This window comes from Streptomyces sp. SKN60, from assembly GCF_026236535.1.
GTDB lineage: Bacteria > Actinomycetota > Actinomycetes > Streptomycetales > Streptomycetaceae > Streptomyces.
The window spans coordinates 36,050-52,944 of record NZ_JAHTMW010000017.1; the positions used below are offsets into that span (position 1 = coordinate 36,050).

General features: G+C 74.4%; 16 protein-coding genes. 7 read left to right on the forward strand and 9 right to left on the reverse strand.

The genetic code is table 11. The features are described 5' to 3' along the window. Positions 1-6: 6 nt before the first annotated feature. From KV205_RS26145 to KV205_RS26160, 4 genes are all read right to left on the reverse strand, one after another. On the reverse strand, positions 7-915 hold the full coding sequence (locus tag KV205_RS26145) for an SGNH/GDSL hydrolase family protein (protein WP_265867172.1): 909 nt from the start codon (positions 913-915) through the stop codon (positions 7-9). Positions 916-1,324: 409 nt separating this feature from the next. Next, positions 1,325-2,443 carry a glycosyltransferase family 1 protein gene (locus KV205_RS26150; RefSeq protein ID WP_265867074.1) on the reverse strand — a complete coding sequence of 373 codons (1,119 nt, stop codon included), beginning with the start codon at positions 2,441-2,443 and terminating at the stop codon, positions 1,325-1,327. Positions 2,444-2,614: 171 nt separating this feature from the next. Beyond that, on the reverse strand, positions 2,615-4,036 hold the full coding sequence (locus tag KV205_RS26155; RefSeq protein WP_265867075.1) for a HEAT repeat domain-containing protein: 1,422 nt from the start codon (positions 4,034-4,036) through the stop codon (positions 2,615-2,617). Between the two features lie 231 nt (positions 4,037-4,267). After that, positions 4,268-4,702 carry an ankyrin repeat domain-containing protein gene (locus KV205_RS26160; RefSeq protein ID WP_265867076.1) on the reverse strand — a complete coding sequence of 145 codons (435 nt, stop codon included), beginning with the start codon at positions 4,700-4,702 and terminating at the stop codon, positions 4,268-4,270. A gap of 326 nt (positions 4,703-5,028) precedes the next feature. On the opposite strand from KV205_RS26160, the gene KV205_RS26165 reads away from it, so the two are divergent. Together KV205_RS26165 and KV205_RS26170 are read left to right on the forward strand one after the other, a co-directional pair. Further along, positions 5,029-5,223, forward strand: coding sequence for a hypothetical protein (locus KV205_RS26165; RefSeq protein ID WP_128976945.1), 195 nt, complete (start codon positions 5,029-5,031; stop codon positions 5,221-5,223). Between the two features lie 43 nt (positions 5,224-5,266). Then, positions 5,267-6,937 (forward strand): hypothetical protein, encoded by a 1,671-nt coding sequence (locus KV205_RS26170; protein WP_265867077.1) that lies wholly within the window; start codon positions 5,267-5,269, stop codon positions 6,935-6,937. An 86-nt stretch (positions 6,938-7,023) separates the two neighbouring features. On the opposite strand, the gene KV205_RS26175 is transcribed toward KV205_RS26170, so the two are convergent. After that, on the reverse strand, positions 7,024-8,526 hold the full coding sequence (locus KV205_RS26175; protein ID WP_265867078.1) for a PLP-dependent aminotransferase family protein: 1,503 nt from the start codon (positions 8,524-8,526) through the stop codon (positions 7,024-7,026). 177 nt (positions 8,527-8,703) lie between these two features. Between KV205_RS26175 and KV205_RS26180 the strand changes: the two genes are divergently transcribed. The 4 genes from KV205_RS26180 (at position 8,704) to KV205_RS26195 (ending at position 12,225) form a co-directional block, all read left to right on the forward strand. Continuing rightward, positions 8,704-9,372, forward strand: a complete 669-nt coding sequence (locus tag KV205_RS26180; RefSeq protein ID WP_265867173.1) for a YitT family protein — start codon at positions 8,704-8,706, stop codon at positions 9,370-9,372. Further along, on the forward strand, positions 9,369-10,136 hold the full coding sequence (locus KV205_RS26185; protein ID WP_265867079.1) for a glycerophosphodiester phosphodiesterase: 768 nt from the start codon (positions 9,369-9,371) through the stop codon (positions 10,134-10,136). Before KV205_RS26180 ends, KV205_RS26185 begins: the two co-directional genes overlap by 4 nt. Positions 10,137-10,221: 85 nt before the next feature. After that, a complete protein-coding gene (locus KV205_RS26190) occupies positions 10,222-11,595 on the forward strand; it encodes an MFS transporter (RefSeq protein WP_265867080.1) in 1,374 nt (457 codons plus the stop codon). Positions 11,596-11,850: 255 nt separating this feature from the next. Then, complete coding sequence (locus tag KV205_RS26195; RefSeq protein WP_026278069.1) at positions 11,851-12,225, forward strand: RNA polymerase-binding protein RbpA; 375 nt, start codon at positions 11,851-11,853, stop codon at positions 12,223-12,225. A gap of 108 nt (positions 12,226-12,333) precedes the next feature. Here the strand turns inward: KV205_RS26195 and fxsA are convergent, their stop codons facing one another. The 4 genes from fxsA to KV205_RS26215 all read right to left on the reverse strand — a co-directional run bounded on the left by fxsA (position 12,334) and on the right by KV205_RS26215 (position 16,286). Continuing rightward, positions 12,334-12,933 carry an FxsA family membrane protein gene (fxsA, locus tag KV205_RS26200; protein WP_265867081.1) on the reverse strand — a complete coding sequence of 200 codons (600 nt, stop codon included), beginning with the start codon at positions 12,931-12,933 and terminating at the stop codon, positions 12,334-12,336. A 67-nt stretch (positions 12,934-13,000) separates the two neighbouring features. Next, positions 13,001-13,774: a polyprenol monophosphomannose synthase gene (locus KV205_RS26205; protein ID WP_265867082.1), complete on the reverse strand. Its 774-nt coding sequence runs from the start codon at positions 13,772-13,774 to the stop codon at positions 13,001-13,003. 402 nt (positions 13,775-14,176) lie between these two features. After that, positions 14,177-15,799, reverse strand: a complete 1,623-nt coding sequence (locus tag KV205_RS26210) for an amidohydrolase (RefSeq protein WP_265867083.1) — start codon at positions 15,797-15,799, stop codon at positions 14,177-14,179. Positions 15,800-15,845: 46 nt separating this feature from the next. Next, positions 15,846-16,286, reverse strand: coding sequence for an Lrp/AsnC family transcriptional regulator (locus tag KV205_RS26215; protein WP_189976755.1), 441 nt, complete (start codon positions 16,284-16,286; stop codon positions 15,846-15,848). 235 nt (positions 16,287-16,521) lie between these two features. Here KV205_RS26215 and KV205_RS26220 point away from each other — a divergent pair, with 235 nt between their 5' ends. After that, positions 16,522-16,890, forward strand: coding sequence for a hypothetical protein (locus tag KV205_RS26220; protein ID WP_265867084.1), 369 nt, complete (start codon positions 16,522-16,524; stop codon positions 16,888-16,890). The last annotated feature ends 5 nt before the right edge of the window (positions 16,891-16,895 follow it).

A 16,895-nucleotide genomic window follows, 5' to 3' on the forward strand; every position in this document is an offset into this window, starting at 1 on the left:
GCGGGGCTAGCGGAGCGCTTCGGCTTCGGGGCTCCCCAGGCCCTCCGGGCCCAGGGGAGACGACGCCCTGGCGTCGTCGGTGGTGCCCCCGCCCGGCCGAACGGTGCGCAGGGCGCGCCCCAGGGCGGCCTCGGCGCGGGCGTCGAGAAGGGCGCCGGTACCGGCCGCGGAGTGCCGCAGCTCGGCGGCGGCGAGCCCGAGGAGCTGCGGCAGCAGGTCTCCGCAGCGCCGCACCACCCAGGCGGAGCCGGCGGTGGCCAGCCACAGCACGGCGTCCGTACGGGTCGGCGGCGGCTGTTCCGGCTCGGGCGACGGCGCCGGGCCGAGCGCGAGCCCGCGCTCCGTGAGGAGCCGGTGGAACGCGGCGGCGACCGCCCGGTGCCCGCGCTCCCCCGGGTGCAGCCGGTCGGCGCTCCACAGCGCCCGGTCCTCGGTCCAGCCGGGGGCGGCCAGGTGCAGGTGGACCGCGTCGTAGCGCTCGGACAGCGCGTGGACGACGGCGTTCACCGCCCGCTGGCGCCGCGCCAGCGGCCGGGCGAGCGGCCCGGGCAGCCCGAGCATCCGCCCCGGATCCGGCAGACACGCCGTCAGCACCACGGCCCCGGCGGCCGTCAGCTCCCCGCACACCCGGTCGAGGCGCCGTGCCAGCCGCCCGATGTCGAACGTCCGCCGCAGCGTGTCATTGACCCCCACCACCACGGACGCCAGCTGCGGCCGCAGGGCCAGCGCGGCCGGCAACTGCGTCTCGACCACATCCCGGCTCTGTGCCCCGCTCACGGCGAGATTGGTGAACGCCACGTCCTCGCCGCCGGGCCGCAGCCCTTCGGCGAGCAGGGCGGCCCACCCGGCGAAACCGGGGGCCGGGGGCCCTCCGGCGCCCGGTGCCGCGGGCGGCGCCGTCGAGACAGGCGCCACGCCACACGCGGGCCGGCGATCCGGACCGCCCGGGTCCACGAGCACGCCTGCCTCCTCCGGACCGGGCACAAGCTCGCCGGCCGCCGCCGGGCGGGCCAGGCCCGGCTCGGCCCGAGCCGCCGGAGCAGGCGCAACGCCGGGTGCCGGCCGGCACGCCGGGCCGGGCAGTAGCTCGGCGGCCTCCGTCAAGCGAGCGGTGCCAGGCGCGGTCCCCGCCGCCGGGCGGCACTCCAGACCCCCCGGGGCTGCGGGTCCACCGCCATCAGCCGGTCCGGGCAGCAGGTCAGGCGACACCGGCATCGGCATCGGCACCGCGGGCATGCGCGGTCGGCCGGCCGGGCCCACGAGTGTGCCGGCGTCCACCGGACCAGGAAAAGGTTCGGCGGCCGCCGCCGAGGCGGGCGGCGCGTCAGACGCCGGCCGGGCATCGGCGTCCCCCACCGCGCACGCGGCGTTCGTCGCCGATCGCCTCCCAGGTGCGCCGTTCGACGGCGGCACGACCCGCCCTGCCGTACGCGGCGCGGAGCGCGGGCGCCGCGGCCAGGGAGGCGACGGCGGTGCGGAGCGCGTTCGGGTCGGAGGGCGGGACGAGCAGGCCGGTCGTGCCGTGGTCGACGAGGTCGAGGGGGCCGCCGACGGCGGGGGCGACCACCGCAACGCCGCTGGCCATGGCCTCCTGCACGGTCTGGCAGAAGGTTTCGTACGGTCCGGTGTGGGCGAACACGTCGAGCGAGGCGAAGATCCGCGCCAGGTCGGCCCCGGTGCGCCGGCCGAGGAAGACGGCGCCGGGCAGGGCGGCGCGCAGGCCCGGTTCGCTGGGGCCGTCGCCGACCACCACGACCCGTACGCCGGGCAGCCCGCACACCCCGGCAAGCAGGTCGACGCGCTTCTCGGGGGCGAGCCGGCCCACGTAACCGACGATCGTCCCGCCGGTGGGGGCGAGTTCGCGGCGCAGGGTCTCGTCGCGCAGCTCCGGGCGGAAGCGCGCGGTGTCGACGCCGCGCCCCCACAGGCGTATCCGGCCGATGCCGTGCGCCTCCAGGTCCGCCACGGCGGCGGTGGACGGGGCCAGGGTGCGGTCGGCGGCGCCGTGCACGGTGCGCAGCCGGCGCCAGGCGGCGGACTCGCCGGCGCCCATGTAGGTGCGGGCGTAGCCGGCCAGGTCGGTCTGGTAGACGGCGACGGCGGGCAGGCCGAGCCGGGTGGCGGCGGTCATGCCGCGCACGCCGAGGACGAAGGGGCTGGCCAGGTGGACGAGGTCGGCGCGGTGCGCGGCGATGGCGGCGGCCACGCGGCGGCTGGGCAGGGCGACCCGTACCTGGGGGTAGCCGGGCAGCGGCAGGGAGGGGACGCGGACGACGGGACAGGGCGCGTCGGCGTCCGTTCCCGGGGCGGATGCGGGGACCGCGGGGGCGACGACCAGGGGGTCGTGGCCGCGGCGGACGAGGTGGCGGGCGGTCTGCAGGGCCGTGTGGGCCACGCCGTTGACATCGGGCGGGAAGGACTCGGTGACGATGACGACACGCATACCCGTGTTGTCGTCGGACCCGGCGTGTCCCCGTCAAAGTGGATCTGGACGTCCGGAAAACGTCCCATGAGCGTTTTCCCCGAACATGACCGCCCGGCCGCTCGGCGGCCCACGCACGCGGGGGTGGCCGTCATCCGGCCACCCCCGTCGTACCACTCCTGCGCCGCGACCTCAGACCTGCAGGTCGAGGTCCGGTCCTATCCGGTTGCGCACCGCCGTCTGGACCTCCGCCTCCTCGGCGGGGTCGGCGGCGAGCCGGCGCAGTCGTTCGGCGACGCGGGCGTCGCCGGTCGCGGCGTGCTGGGCGGCGACCTCGCGGGTGGTCTCTTCGCAGTCCCAGAGGCACTCGACGGCGAAGCCGGTGGGGAAGCCGGCGTCGGTGGCGGCGAGGGCCTGGGCGGCGCGGCCGCGCAGCTGGGAGGAGGAGGTCTCCCGGTAGACGTGGCGCAGCACGGGGGCGGCGCACACGATGCCGAGGCGGCCGGCGCCGTCGACCAGGGGGTAGAGGGCGGGCGCGTCGGGGCCCTGGGAGCGCACGGTCTCGCGGAGGGCGCCGAGGACGAGGGGGGAGTCCTCGGAGCCGCCGCGGCAGGCGAGCGTCCCGGCGGCGGCGGCGCCGAGCTCGTCGGGGCGGTGGATCCAGCCGCGGGCGCGGTCGACGGCGGCCTCGCCGCACATCCGGCCGTAGGCGGCGACGGCGGCGTCCGCGACGGTGCGGGAGCCGTCGCCGACGGCGCGTTCGACGAGGTCGAGGACGGCGGGGTCCTGTGCCTCGGCGAGGTAGTGCAGGGCGGCGCAGCGGGCGCCGTCCGGGCCGCCGCGGGCGGCGTCGAGGATCGTCTCGCGGTCCTCGGGTCCGGCGACGGCGACCAGGCAGCGGGCGGCGGGCCCGTGCAGTTCGGCGCCGCGCTCGTGGCCTTCCTGGGCCCAGTCGAGGACGGCCCGCACGCTCCAGCCGGGCCGGGGGCCGGCGGGGCTGAGCTGGCGCTGCCAGCGGTCGAAGGAGCCCTGCTCGCGGGCGGCCGTGATGCGGGCGCCGACGGCGGGCCGCGGGTCCTCGGCCCACAGGCGCCAGGGCCGGGGCTCGTAGGCGTCGCGGACGGTGGCGGCCAGCTCGGCCTCGCCCTCGGGGGTGGCCGGGAAGCGGGCGAGCACGGGTTCGGCGAGGGCGCGCAGGCCCGCGTCGTCGTCGCGCAGCGCGAGCTCGTCCAGGGCCCAGGCCCAGTTGGCGCCGCCCGCCGCGTACCGCCGGAGCAGTGCGAGGGCGTCCCGGCGTCCGTAGGACGCGAGGTGGCCGAGGACGGCGAGCGCGAGCCCGGTCCGGGACTCCTCGGTGTCGAGGTGGTCCTCGGCTCCGAAGAGGTGCGCCTCGATCTCCTCAAGGCCTCCGTGGAGGTCCAGGTAGAGCCGGGCGTAGTAGAGGGAGCGGTTCTCGACCCGCCAGTCGTGGCGGGGGTCGTCGAGCACGCAGTGGTTGAGGGCCGCGAGGGCCTCGGCGCGTGGCGCGGCGAGCGCGTGGAGGGTGCCGTCGCCGCGGCCCCTCTGCAGCAGACCGAGCAAGGTGCCGCTCGGCGCTATGACTGGATCGAACATGGAAGACGCCTCACATCAAGCTGTCGACACGACCGGGGGGATTCCCGGGATGAACCGGGGCAGGCTGTTCGCCTAGGCCGTGCGGCAACATGTCGGGCCGCCCGTCGTCCTGCGCTTGCCAGTGACCATCTTCCTCTGCCTCTCGTCGGTGGCCCCCTGCGGGCCCGACGTCATGATGACCCACCCATTTCGCCACCGCGACCACATTTACGGCGCCGTCTCACCTGGGGTTCAGCCCTCGTTCACCGATCCGGAGAAGAGCTCCAGGAGTTCCGTCTTCCCAAACATCCGCGCGGTATCCACGGCGGACGGAGTTCCTGCTTCCGGATTCGCGCCGCCGGCGAGCAGGGCGCGGATCACGGCGTCCTCGCCCTTGAAGACGGCGCCGGCCAGCGGGGTCTGGCCGCGGTCGTTGGCGCGGTCGGCGTCGGCGCCGCGGGCGAGCAGGGCGGTGACGGCCTCGGCGTGCCCGTGGTAGGCGGCGAGCATGACGAGCGAGTCGCCCTTCTCGTTGCTCAGGTTCGCCGGGACGCCCGCGTCGAGGTAGGCGGCGAGGGTCGCCGCGTCGCCGGTCCTGGCCAGGTCGAAGACCTTGCCGGCCAGTTCGACGACCTCGGGGTCCGGGGTCTCGTGCTCGCTCGGCTGCTCGCTCGGCTGCTCGCTCATGGTGGTGCCTGCCTCTCCTTGCCTCGGCCCGTCCCGCACGACGTGCCCGACCGCGCACGGCGACGGCGGCCGTACGAGTGAATCGACAGGGTACTGCCCGCCGGAGCACATGAGGGGCCCCGTCCGCGGCAAGGATGATCGCGGTCCTCCCCCGGACCGGTGCACTACCTCAGCGCGCGCGTTTCGCCACCCGGAGGGGCACCCGGCGTCGGCCGGTCAAGTGAAAACGCCAGCGATTCACCCGTATGCACCTTTAGTCACATAGATACTTGCTGTGAACCTGGAAGGACTCAAGGTGACTGTCCCCTCAACCAGGAGAACACCTCATGATCCTGTCCATCTCAGGCGTGGTCCTGCTCGGCATCATCTGCTTCCTGTTCTTCAAGAAGGACGGGCTCAAGGCCTCGCACGCGCTCGTCTGCGCGCTCTTCGGCTTCTACCTCGCCGGCACCGCGATCGCCCCCAGCATCACCGCCGGCGGCCAGAGCCTCGCCAGTCTCTTGGGCGGGATCAAGTTCTGACGTCCCCCAGCCCCTTCCACCTCCACCCCTTCAGGAGTACGACGTGGCCCGGCGCCCACTCCCCCGCATTCTGAGCAGCGGCGGCGCGCAGCTCGCGCGCAGCCGAGAGATCGCGCGAACGGCCGCCGACAGCGCCACCGACGTGCTCCATCCGCTGATCACCCTCTCGCGTGGTCTGCGGAAGCTGGCCGCGACCGCGCGCGCCAAGTGGGCCGCGACCCCCAAGGAGCGGCGCGGTCCCACGCTGTTCCTGGTCGCGGCCTGCGTCCTGGTCGTCGCCCTCGTGCCGTACGGTCCGCTGCTCGCCCTCGTGGCGCTGATGGGCGCGGCCGCCTGGCAGGGACGTGAGCGCCCGGTCGTCAAGACCGGGCCGGACGACGCCGAGATCGCCCGGCTCAAGGGTCTCTACGAGGCCCTGGTGCCGTATCTGTCCCACCCGGAGGACCCCGAGCCGCTGTTCGCCCACGGTGGCGACTGGGCCGCCGTCTTCGGCGACCACGCCTTCGACGAGGACGGCCGGATCACCCGGCTGCGGATCTCCTACCCCCCTTACTTCACCGACGGCGAGCCCGCCTCCCGGGCCCGGATCGAGCAGCTCCTGCACGCCAAGTCGGGCCGGGGCCGCGAGTACCTCTTCGACTGGGACGAGGAGGGCAACCGGCTCACCATGCGCGTGCTGTCCCCGCTGCCCACCACGATCGCCGCCCAGCGCTTCGTGACGGTGCCGGGCGAGACGGTGCTCGGCTTCACCGACGCCGACGCGGTGCAGCGCACCGTGCCGGTGCGCGCCTCCGACGGCACCGAGGACGCCCCGGCCGTGGTGTGGCGCACCGGCCCCCGCTCCACCGAGCCGCACCTCCTCGCCGTCGGCCAGCCGGGCAGCGGCACCAGCTCCCTGCTCCGCTCGATCGCCCTCCAGGCGCTGCCGCACGGCGACGTCCTGGTGATCGAGGGCAGCGGCACCGGCGAGTACGCGTGCCTGGTCGGCCGGGACGGCGTGCTCGCCGTCGAGTGCGGTCTGGCCGGCGCGCTGGCCAGCCTGGAGTGGGCCGCGCACGAGACCGAGCGGCGGCTGATCGCCGCGAACCGGGCCCGGCAAGCCGGCCGGCCGGCGCCGGAGGACACCCGCCGGCCGCTGTGGCTGCTGCTCGACCGGCCCAGCGTGCTCGGCCACCTGGCCGCCGCCGACGGCCGCCCCGATCCGCAGGACCTGCTCCAGGTGCCGCTGCGGCACGGCCGGGCCGCGTCGGTGACGGTCGTGGTCGCGGAGCAGTTCGACAGCGTGGAGGGGCTCGGCGAGACGGTACGGACGCACACCCGCGCCCGGATCGTGCTCGGGCCCGCCGCGCCGGACCAGGTCGCCGCGGTCCTCGGCACCGCCCCGCACACCACCCCGGTCCCGGACGTCCCGCCCGGCCGGGGCTACGCCCGGCTCGGTGCCGGCCCGGTGCTGCGCCTGCAGGTGCCGGCGACCCCCGACCCGTACGACGACGCGACCAGCGAGGCGCACCGCCGGGCGGTCCTGGAGCTGCTGCCGGAGCGCCGCACGGCGACGGTCGCGGCGGTGGCGGCGGTCGAGACGGTGCCGGGCTCGGCTCCCGAGCCGGAGCCGGCGACGCACCCGGAGACGCACCTGGACACGGACACCGCGCCGACCGTGCGCAAGGAGCCGGGCACCACGGCGTTCCCCTCCCCCGTGCCGGCGGAGGGCTGAGCCCCGTACCGGCGCATACGGAAGGAGGGCGGCCGCACCCACCGGGGTGCGGCCGCCCTCTGCTGTCCGGGGAGCTGTCCGGGGCCCTACGCCACGAACGACCGTGGGCCGGCCTCGTTGCCCGCGCCCGCGCCGGACTCGACCAGGCGGGCGGCGGCGGCGAGCCGGACGGCGGCCTCCTCGGCGACCGGGCCGCCGACGGTGAAGGGCAGCCGGACATAGCCCTCGAAGGCGCCGTCCACGCCGAAGCGCGGGCCCGAGGGCACCCGGACGCCGACCCGTTCGCCGACCTCCGCGAGCCGCGAGCCGGACAGGCCGCCGGTGCGCACCCAGAGGGTGAGCCCGCCGCGCGGGACCTCGAACTCCCAGTCGGGCAGCTCCTTGCGGACGGCGGCCACGAGCGCGTCGCGGTTCTCCCGGGCCTGGGCGCGGCGCAGGCCGACGGCCTCCTCCCAGCCGCCGGTGCGCATCAGCCAGTTGACGCCCAGCTGCTCCAGGACGGGGGTGCCGAGGTCGGCGTAGGCGCGGGCGGCGACCAGGGAGCGGATGACGTCGGGCGCGGCCCGCACCCAGCCGATCCGCATGCCCGCCCAGAAGGCCTTGCTGGCGGAGCCGACGGTGAGGACGGTGGCGCCGGCCGGGTCGAAGGCGCAGACCCGCCGGGGCATGTCCAGGTCCTCGTCGAGGAAGAGCTCGGTCATCGTCTCGTCCACCACGAGCACCGTGCCGGCCGAGCGGGCGGCCTCGACGAGCTGCCGGCGCTGGTCCTCGTCGGCGAGGGCGCCGGTGGGGTTGTGGAAGTCGGCGACGACGTACGCGAGGCGGGGCGCGGCGTCCCGCAGCACCTGGCGCCAGCGGGGCAGGTCCCAGCCGCCGAGCCCCTCGGCCATGGCGACGGGCACCAGCCGGGCGCCGGCCTCGCGCATCAGCTGGAGGATGTTGGCGTACGAGGGGGACTCGACGGCGATCCGTTCGCCGCGGCCGGCGAAGAGGTGGCAGATCGCGTCGATGGCGCCCATCGCGCCGGTGGTGACCATGATCTGCTCGGGCATGGTGGGGACGCCGAGCTCGGTGTACCGGTCGGCGAGCATCTGGCGCAGCGCGGGCAGTCCGGCCGGATAGTCGCCGTGGGTGTGGGCGTACGGCGGCAGCTCCTCCAGGGCGCCCTGGATGGCGCGGGTGAGCCAGGGCTCGGGCGCGGGCAGCGCGGCGCAGCCGAGGTCGATCATGGAGCCGAGGGACTCCGGCGGCAGCGGTTCCAGACCGCGGGCGGGCAGCGGGTTGCCGGCCGGGACGGCGGTCCAGCTGCCGGCGCCGCGCCGGGACTCCAGGAAGCCCTCGGTGCGCAGCGCCTCGTAGGCGGCGGCGACGGTGGTGCGGCTGACGGTGAGGGCGAGGGCCAGTTCGCGTTCGGCGGGCAGCCGGGCGGCGACCGGGACCCGGCCCTCCAGGACGAGCAGCCGGATGCCGTCGGCGAGGGCGCGGTAGGCGGGCGGCTTGCGCGTGCCCGGGGCGGCGGGCCGGGGCTGCTGGGCCTGCAGTTGCCGGGCGAGCTGGGCCGGCCCCACGGCCGAGGTCCACTGGGCCATGGAAATCAGTCCACCTTCCGCGAATTGGCCATGGTTGGCATGTCGTCCCCCGCCACAGAGTGTCATGAGCCAGTCCACTTTCACCACCCAGGCTCCGTCCTGCACCACCCAGGCTCCGTCCGAGCCGTCACACAAGGGGGCATTCCTTTGTCCGTCGCCTCCGGTCTTCGCGGCCGGCTGTCCCTCGCCTCCGGCCTCCGGGGCCGGCACCTCACCCGCCGGCTCGTCCAGCTCTACGCCGGTCTGGCGCTCTACGGCGTGAGCTCGGCGCTGCTCGTGCGCGGCGGGCTCGGTCTGGAGCCCTGGGGGGTGCTGCACCAGGGGCTCGCCGAGCGGACCGGGCTGACGATCGGCGTGGTGTCGATCATCGTGGGCGCGGTCGTGCTGCTGCTGTGGATCCCGATCCGGCAGAGGCCGGGCCTGGGCACGGTGTCGAACGTCTTCGTCATCGGCCTGGCGATGGACGGCACGCTGGCCCTGGTGCCGGAGATCGACGGGCTGCCGGCCGAGATCGCGCTGATGCTGCTCGGCATCGTGCTCAACGGCGTGGCCACCGGCCTCTACATCGCGGCCCGCTTCGGCCCGGGCCCGCGCGACGGCCTGATGACGGGTCTGCACCGGCTCACCGGCCGGTCGATCCGGCTCGTGCGGACGGCGATCGAGATCGCCGTCGTCGCCACCGGCTTCCTGCTCGGCGGCTCCGTCGGCGTCGGCACGGTGCTGTACGCCCTGGCCATCGGCCCCCTCGCCCAGTTCTTCCTGCGCTTCTTCGCCGTGCCCGGGGAGGGCTCCGGCAGCACTCCGGTCGCCTCGGGGACACCGGGGCAGGCCATACTGCGGCGGTGACTCGCGTACGCCACCCCTACCTCGACCACCCGGCACCGCTGCTGCCCTTCGCCCACCGCGGCGGCACGGCGGACGGCCTGGAGAACACCGCGGCCGCCTTCCGGCGGGCCGCCGCGGCCGGATACCGGTACTTCGAGACCGATGTGCACACCACCGCCGACGGCCGGCTCGTCGCCTTCCACGACGCGACCCTGGACCGGGTGACCGACACCGGGGGCCGGATCCGGGACCTGCCGTGGGCGGCGGTGGCCGAGGCCCGGGTCGCGGGCAAGGAGCCGCTGCCGCTCTTCGAGGACCTCCTGGAGGAGTTCCCGGAGGCCCGCTGGAACGTGGACATGAAGGCCGAGTCGGCGCTCGTCCCGCTGCTCGACCTGATCGGCCGGACCGACGCCTGGGACCGGGTCTGTGTGAGCTCCTTCACCGAGGCGCGGATCGCCCGGGCGCAGCAGCTGGCCGGACCGCGGCTCGCCACCTCGTACGGCATGACCGGCGTCGCCGCCCTGCGGCTGCGCTCCCTCGGCGTCCCCGTACCGCTGCGCGCGGGCGCGGTCGCCGCCCAGGTCCCGGAGAGCCAGGCCGGCATCCCGGTGGTGGACCGCCGCTTCCTGCGCGCGGCGCACGCCCGCGGTCTGCAGGTGCACGTGTGGACGGTCAACGAGCCGGAACGCATGCACGCCCTCCTGGACCTTGGCGTGGACGGCATCATGACCGATCATCTGGAGACGCTGCGGACCGTCCTCACCGACCGGGGACTGTGGGCCTGAGCGCTCAGCAGCACGCAGCACACACCACAACGGGGCACCCCGTGGCGCCACGAGGCACCACGGGGACGAGCGAGGGGGCGCGGCCTTGACCGACGTCGACACTGACGGACAGCCGGACGGCCGGGCGGCCGACCCGGCCGAGCGGCGCCGGGAGCAGCGCGGCTGGTACTTCTACGACTTCGCCTGCTCGGTCTACTCGACCAGCGTCCTCACCGTCTTCCTGGGGCCGTATCTGACCTCGGTGGCGAAGGCGGCGGCGGACCCGGAGGGCTTCGTGCACCCGCTGGGCATCCCCGTGCGGGCCGGTTCCCTCTTCGCGTACGCGGTCTCCGCGTCGATCGTCGTCGCGGTCCTGCTGATGCCGCTGGTCGGCGCGGCGGCGGACCGCACGGGCCGGAAGAAGCCGCTGCTCGCGGCCGCGGCGTACGTGGGCGCGGCGGCGACGACCGGGATGTTCTTCCTGGGCGGGGAGCGCTATCTGCTCGGCGCGTTCCTGCTGATCGTGGCGAACGCCTCGCTGTCGGTGTCGATGGTGCTCTACAACGCCTATCTGCCGCAGATCGCCGAGCCCGACGAGCGGGACGCGGTCTCCTCGCGCGGCTGGGCCTTCGGCTACACCTCCGGGGCCCTGGTCCTGGTGCTCAACCTGGTCGTGTACTCCGGGCACGAGTCCTTCGGCCTGTCGGAGGGCACGGCGGTGCGGATCTGTCTGGCCTCGGCCGGGCTGTGGTGGGGCGCCTTCACCCTGGTGCCGCTGCGCCGGCTGCGGGACCGGCGGGTCGAGCGGGCCGGCGGCGCGCCCGGCGAGGGCGCGGTGGGCAGCGGCTGGAAGCAGCTGCGGGCCACCCTGAAGGACATGCGGCGGCACCCGCTGACGCTGTCCTTCCTGCTCGCGTACCTCATCTACAACGACGGCGTGCAGACGGTGATCTCGCAGGCGTCGGTGTACGGCTCCGAGGAGCTGGGCCTGGACCAGACGACGCTCATCACGGCGGTGCTGCTCGTCCAGGTGCTCGCGGTGGCGGGGGCGCTCGGGATGGGCCGGATGGCCCGCTCGTACGGCGCGAAGCGCACGATCCTCGGCTCGCTCGCGGTGTGGACGCTGATCCTGGCGGCTGGCTACTTCCTGCCGGCCGGCGCGCCGGTCTTCTTCTACTGCCTGGCGGCGGCGATCGGCCTGGTCCTGGGCGGCAGCCAGGCGCTGTCGCGCTCGCTGTTCTCGCATCTGGTGCCGCGCGGCAAGGAGGCGGAGTACTTCTCCGCGTACGAGATGAGCGACCGCGGGCTCAGCTGGCTGGGGCCATTGGTGTTCGGTCTCGCGTATCAGCTGACCGGAAGCTATCGGGATGCCATCATCTCCCTGGTGATCTTCTTCGCGATCGGCTTCGTGCTCCTGGCGCGGGTGCCGGTTCGGGCCGCGGTGGCGGCCGCGGGCAATCCCGTTCCGGCCCGGATTTAGACGCGGGAGTGAAAGGGCGGTAGTGTACGCGTTTGGCCTGCCAGGCGGACCGTTACTGCGTACTGACTTGGTGAAGACGTTGAGTGACATCTCATGCCAGATGTGACAAAACGGGCACTGGTGGGTACAAAAAGGGGCGGCACGACGGGCGACGCATGACCCGGAACGGGAATCTTTACCGCCGACCGGACGTTGACCGGATGACGACGACAGCGACACCTGTCCTGTGGGCGACAAGCCCGGGAGGCACGATTCATGAGTGAGCGAGCTCTTCGCGGCACGCGCCTCGTGGTGACCAGCTACGAGACCGACCGCGGCATCGATCTGGCCCCGCGCCAGGCGGTGGAGTACGCATGCGAGAAGGGCCATCGTTTCGAGATGCCCTTCTCGGTCGAGGCGGAGATTCCGCCGGAGTGGGAGTGCAAGGTCTGCGGAAGCCAGGCGCTCCTGGTGGACGGGGACGGCCCCGAGGAGAAGAAGGGCAAGCCGGCGCGTACGCACTGGGACATGCTCATGGAGCGGCGCACCCGCGAGGAGCTGGAGGAGGTGCTGGCCGAGCGGCTGGCGGTCCTTCGGTCCGGCGCCATGAACATCGCCGTGCATCCGCGCGACAGCCGCAAGTCCGCCTGACGGGCTGACACCAGGCCGGTGGCACGGCCATGAGAGATACGCCGAGGGGCCCGGTACACGATGTCGTGTACCGGGCCCCTCGGCGTGTGCGTACGCACCCCGGGCGGGTCAGGGCATCAGGGGCGGGCGGGGCTCCTGGGGCCGCGAGGGGCCCTGGGGCGCGTCCTCGCGGATGACCTCGCCCTGGACGACCTTCCCGTCGGGACGGCGCATCCGGGCCTGCTGGAAGGCGTCCTGGAGGCTGCCGGGCGGCGCGGCGCTCATCCGGCGCTCCACGGTCCGCTCCGCGTACCGCCCGACGGCCGTGCGCACCTGCGGGATCAGCAGGAGCAGGCCGAGGGCGTCGGAGATCAGGCCGGGGATCATCAGGAGCAGTCCGCCGAGCATGAGGAAGCCGTTGCGGTCCTCGGCGGCGGCCCGGTCGGGCGCCTGCGGCGCCTCGCCGCGCTGGACCGCCTCCTGGGCGCGCTGGAAGGTGCCGGTGAGGTTGGCGAAGGCCCGCCGGCCGGCCCGCTTGATGACGGTGCCGCCGAGCACGGCGCCGGCCACCAGGAGCAGGAACACGGTGAACCCGCCCGCCGCGTCCGCCACGACGGTGAGCAGCCAGATCTCCAGGACCAGCCAGACGGCGAGGCCCAGCGGGAGGAAGGTGCGGGCGCGGGAGCGCCGGGGGGCGTGGGCGGGAGAGGTCGGTGCGCCGGTCGTCATGGATCCCAGTGTGCCTGGCGGCCCGCAGGAACGTCGTAAAGGAGAGATCAGGACCGGACAGGGGCGATCAGGGCTTGCGGCCGAGCAGCCTGCCGACCTTCTCGGCCCGGGCGCTCAGACCCCAGCCGGTGACCCGCCACAGCGCCTCGACGACGATGTTCCGGCTCATCTTGGAGTCGCCGATCTCCCGCTCGACGAAGGTGATGGGCACCTCGACCACATGGAAGCCGGCGGCGACGGCGCGGCGCGCCAGGTCGACCTGGAAGCAGTAGCCGGCCGAGGCGACGTCGTCCAGGCCGAGGCCGAGCAGGGTCTCCTTGCGGAAGGCCCGGTAGCCGCCGGTGACGTCGCGGATCGGCACGTCGAGCATGAGCCGGGAGTAGAGGCTGCCGCCGCGCGAGATGAACTCGCGGGACTTGGGCCAGTTCACGATCCGGCCGCCGGGCACCCATCGGGAGCCGAGCACCAGGTCGGCGCCCTTGAGGGCGGTGAGCAGCCGGGGCAGCTCCTCGGGCTGGTGGGAGCCGTCGGCGTCCATCTCGACGAGGACGTCGTAGCCGTGCTCCATGCCCCAGCGGAAGCCCGCCAGGTAGGCGGCGCCGAGTCCTTCCTTGCCCTTGCGGTGCAGGACGTGGACGTGGTCGTCCTCGGCCGCGATCTCGTCGGCGAACTTGCCCGTGCCGTCGGGGCTGTTGTCGTCGGCGACGAGTACGTGCGCCTCCGGTACGGCCTCCCGTACGCGCGCGACGATCGGCTTGATGTTCTCCGCCTCGTTGTAGGTCGGGATGATCACCAAGGCCTCGCCGAGCGGGCCGTAACGCCTCTGGCCACCGTCGTTCACTACTGCCCCTTCGGATACATACGCGAGCCCCCACCATAGCGAGCGATGCGCACGGGGTGCGGGATCGGGGCCCGGCGTCCTTCGGGCCGACCCGGGATCCGCTGGCTGCGGATCGACCGAGGCCGTTGTCTACTGAACGCCGGGGCCCCACCCGGGTCGCACCCTCCGCCGGAAAAACCTTCCCTCGCCCCCGAGGCGCGGGCGGCGTTCGGTGCCTGCGTGGAGGTTTGAAACCGGTCGGACGTCCTTGGTGGACGCGCCGAACCTACCGGCCGGTCCCCGCCCGCTGTCAACACCCGTTTGACCTGCGGTGATGAACCGTCTCTGCAGCCGGTCCAGGAAGATCCGCAGGTCGCGGGCGAGCCCGGCGGGGTTCGAGCGGCGGTACGAAATGTCCTTACGTCACACGTTCGGCCGTACGAACACCGTTTGCCCGGACACCACCGTCTCCAGGCAGACCGGAAGATCGCCACCGGGGGACAGATCGGGCAGTCCGGGCGTTCCGGAGCGCGGGTCGGTCGACCAGCGGGCAACCCGGTCGTCCGGCGCCTGCACCACCAGTTCGCCGGTCCGCCAGATCGCGTAGTCCGCCGGGGCGCCCGGCACCAGGGTGCCGGCGTCGTCGCGGCCGACCGCGCGCCAGCCGCCGCGGGTGTGCGCGGTGAAGGCGGCCCGCACCGAGACCCGGTGCTCGGGCGTGCGGTGGAAGGCGGCGGCCCGCACGGTCCCCCACGGGTCCAGCGGGGTGACCGGGCTGTCGGAGCCGAAGGCGAGCGGCACACCGGCCCGCAGCAGCGCCGCGTACGGGTTGAGGCCGCGGGCCCGCTCGACGCCGAGGCGGTCGGCGTACATGCCCTGCTCGCCGCCCCAGTACGCGTCGAAGGCCGGCTGCACCGAGGCGGTGAGGCCGAGCTCGGCGAAGGCGGCGATCGACTCGGGGCTGATCATCTCGGCGTGCTCGACGCGGTGCCGGGCGGCCCGGACGCGGGCTAGGCCGAGCTTCTCGGCGGCCGTCCGGACGCCTTCGACGACCGCGTCCACGGCGGCGTCGCCGATGGCGTGGAAGCCGCCCTGGAGGCCGGCCTCGGTGCAGGCCACGATGTGGGCGGCGACGGCGGCCGCGTCCAGGTGGGCGGTGCCGGTGTGCCCGGCGCCCGCGTGGTCGGCGTACGGGTCGTGCAGACAGGCGGTGTGCGAGCCGAGGGAACCGTCGGCGAACAGGTCGCCGGCCGCGCCGAGGGCACCGAGACCGCGGGCCCGCTCGACGTCCAGGTCGGCCCAGTAGCCGACGATCCGCGGGCCGGGCTCGCTGCGCGCCAGGTCGAGCAGACCGGTGAAGTCCTCCTCGGAGGAGATATCCGGGCCGCCGCACTCGTGCAGGGTGCCGATGCCGAGCGAGGCGGCGTGCTCCCGGGCGGCCCGCTGGGCCTCGGTGCGCTGGCGCGGTGACAGGGCGGCGTAGGCGGCGGCCCGTACGGCGTGGTGGGCGTCGCCGGTGAGCGGCTGCTGCCCGTCGTGGAAGCCGTCGAGCGCGCGGACGCCCGGCACCAGGTCGAGCAGCGCGGTGGTGACGACGGCCGAGTGGACGTCGATCCGGGTGAGGTAGAGCGGCCGGCCGCCGGTGAGCTCGTCGAGCTCGGCGCGGGTGAGCGGGCGGCGCTCCGGCCAGCGGGCGGCGTCCCAGCCGTGCCCGATGAGGATCCGGTCGGCGGGGCGGGCCTCGGCGTATCCGCGGATCCGCTGGGCGGCCTCGGCGAGCGAGCCGGCGGCGGACAGGTCGAGGCCGGTCAGCGCGAGGCCGGTGGCGGTGGTGTGCACATGGGCGTCGACGAACGCGGGGGTGACGAGCGCGCCGTCCAGGTCGACCACGTCGTCCACGCCGGCGACGAAGGCGTCGGCCGCGCCCTCCGAGCCGACCCAGGCGATGTGCCCGCGCTCCACCACCATGGCGGTGGCGAAGGGGTCGGCGGGGCTGTGGACTTCTCCACCGCGCAGCAGCACGGTGCGGTGTTCGTTCGCGCTCATCCCACCAGGCTAGGACCTGGTGGGAGACGAAATGACCGGGGTGCCCCTAGATACGGGGCGGGCGGGCCTCGTACGGGGTGGAGAGCACGACCGTGGTGCGGCTGGAGACATGGGCCTGGGAGCGGATGCGGCTGAGCAGGTGCTCCAGCTCCAGCGGGGTGGCGACGCGCACCTTGAGGATGTAGTTCTCCTCGCCGGCGACGCTGTGGCAGGCCTCGATCTCGGGGATGTCGGCGAGCCGGTCGGGGGTGTCGTCGGGGGCGCTGGGGTCGAAGGGTTTCACCGAGATGAAGGCGGTGAGCGGCAGACCGACGGCCTCCGGGTCGACGACGGCGGCGTAGCCGCGGATGACACCGCGCTGCTCGAGGCGGCGGACGCGCTGATGCACAGCCGAGGTGGACAGGCCGGTGGCCTTGCCCAGGTCGGTGTAGCTCATGCGCCCGTCCTTGACGAGCAACTCGACGATCTGACGATCCAGCTCCTCCATGCGGTGACCCTATTGCCCCGGCGGGACCGGGGCACAGCCGGGGGCGGTCCGTATGCCGGTGTTCGCCGGTGTTCGGGGCATCCGGGAGGCACCTGCGAGCGGCATGTGACGAACGCCACAGGCATCTCGGGGTCTGGGGCGTGACCTCACGGTTATGCGACGGGCCGCATGGGAATTGCTTGCTGTGGTCGAGGCCACTCAGATCCGGCCGACCCGTCCGAGGGGGAGATTCTCCATGCAGGAGCCTGTTGATTCCGTCGACACCGTCGACGAGCTCGACGCGTACGACACCTTTGAGATGTACCGGGTGATCTGCCCGGACTGCGAGCAGCCGATCGCGCTGCTCGCGGACGAGGACGTCCTGCCGGAGCACGCGCTCTGCCCGACGCCGTGGAACCCCTTCGTGCTCACGGTCTGCTCCGGCACCGGCCGCGCCGCCGCCGAGGCGGGCGCCGCCGACGACACCCTGGAGGTCCAGGAGCAGGACACCGCCCTGCTCCTGACGCTGCCTCAGGGCCTCGACTGGCGGATGCAGCCGTTCTCGCACGTGGGCGGTCCGGGCTCGCGCCCGATCAAGCCGGCCCAGCTGCGCCGCGCGGCCTGAGCCCG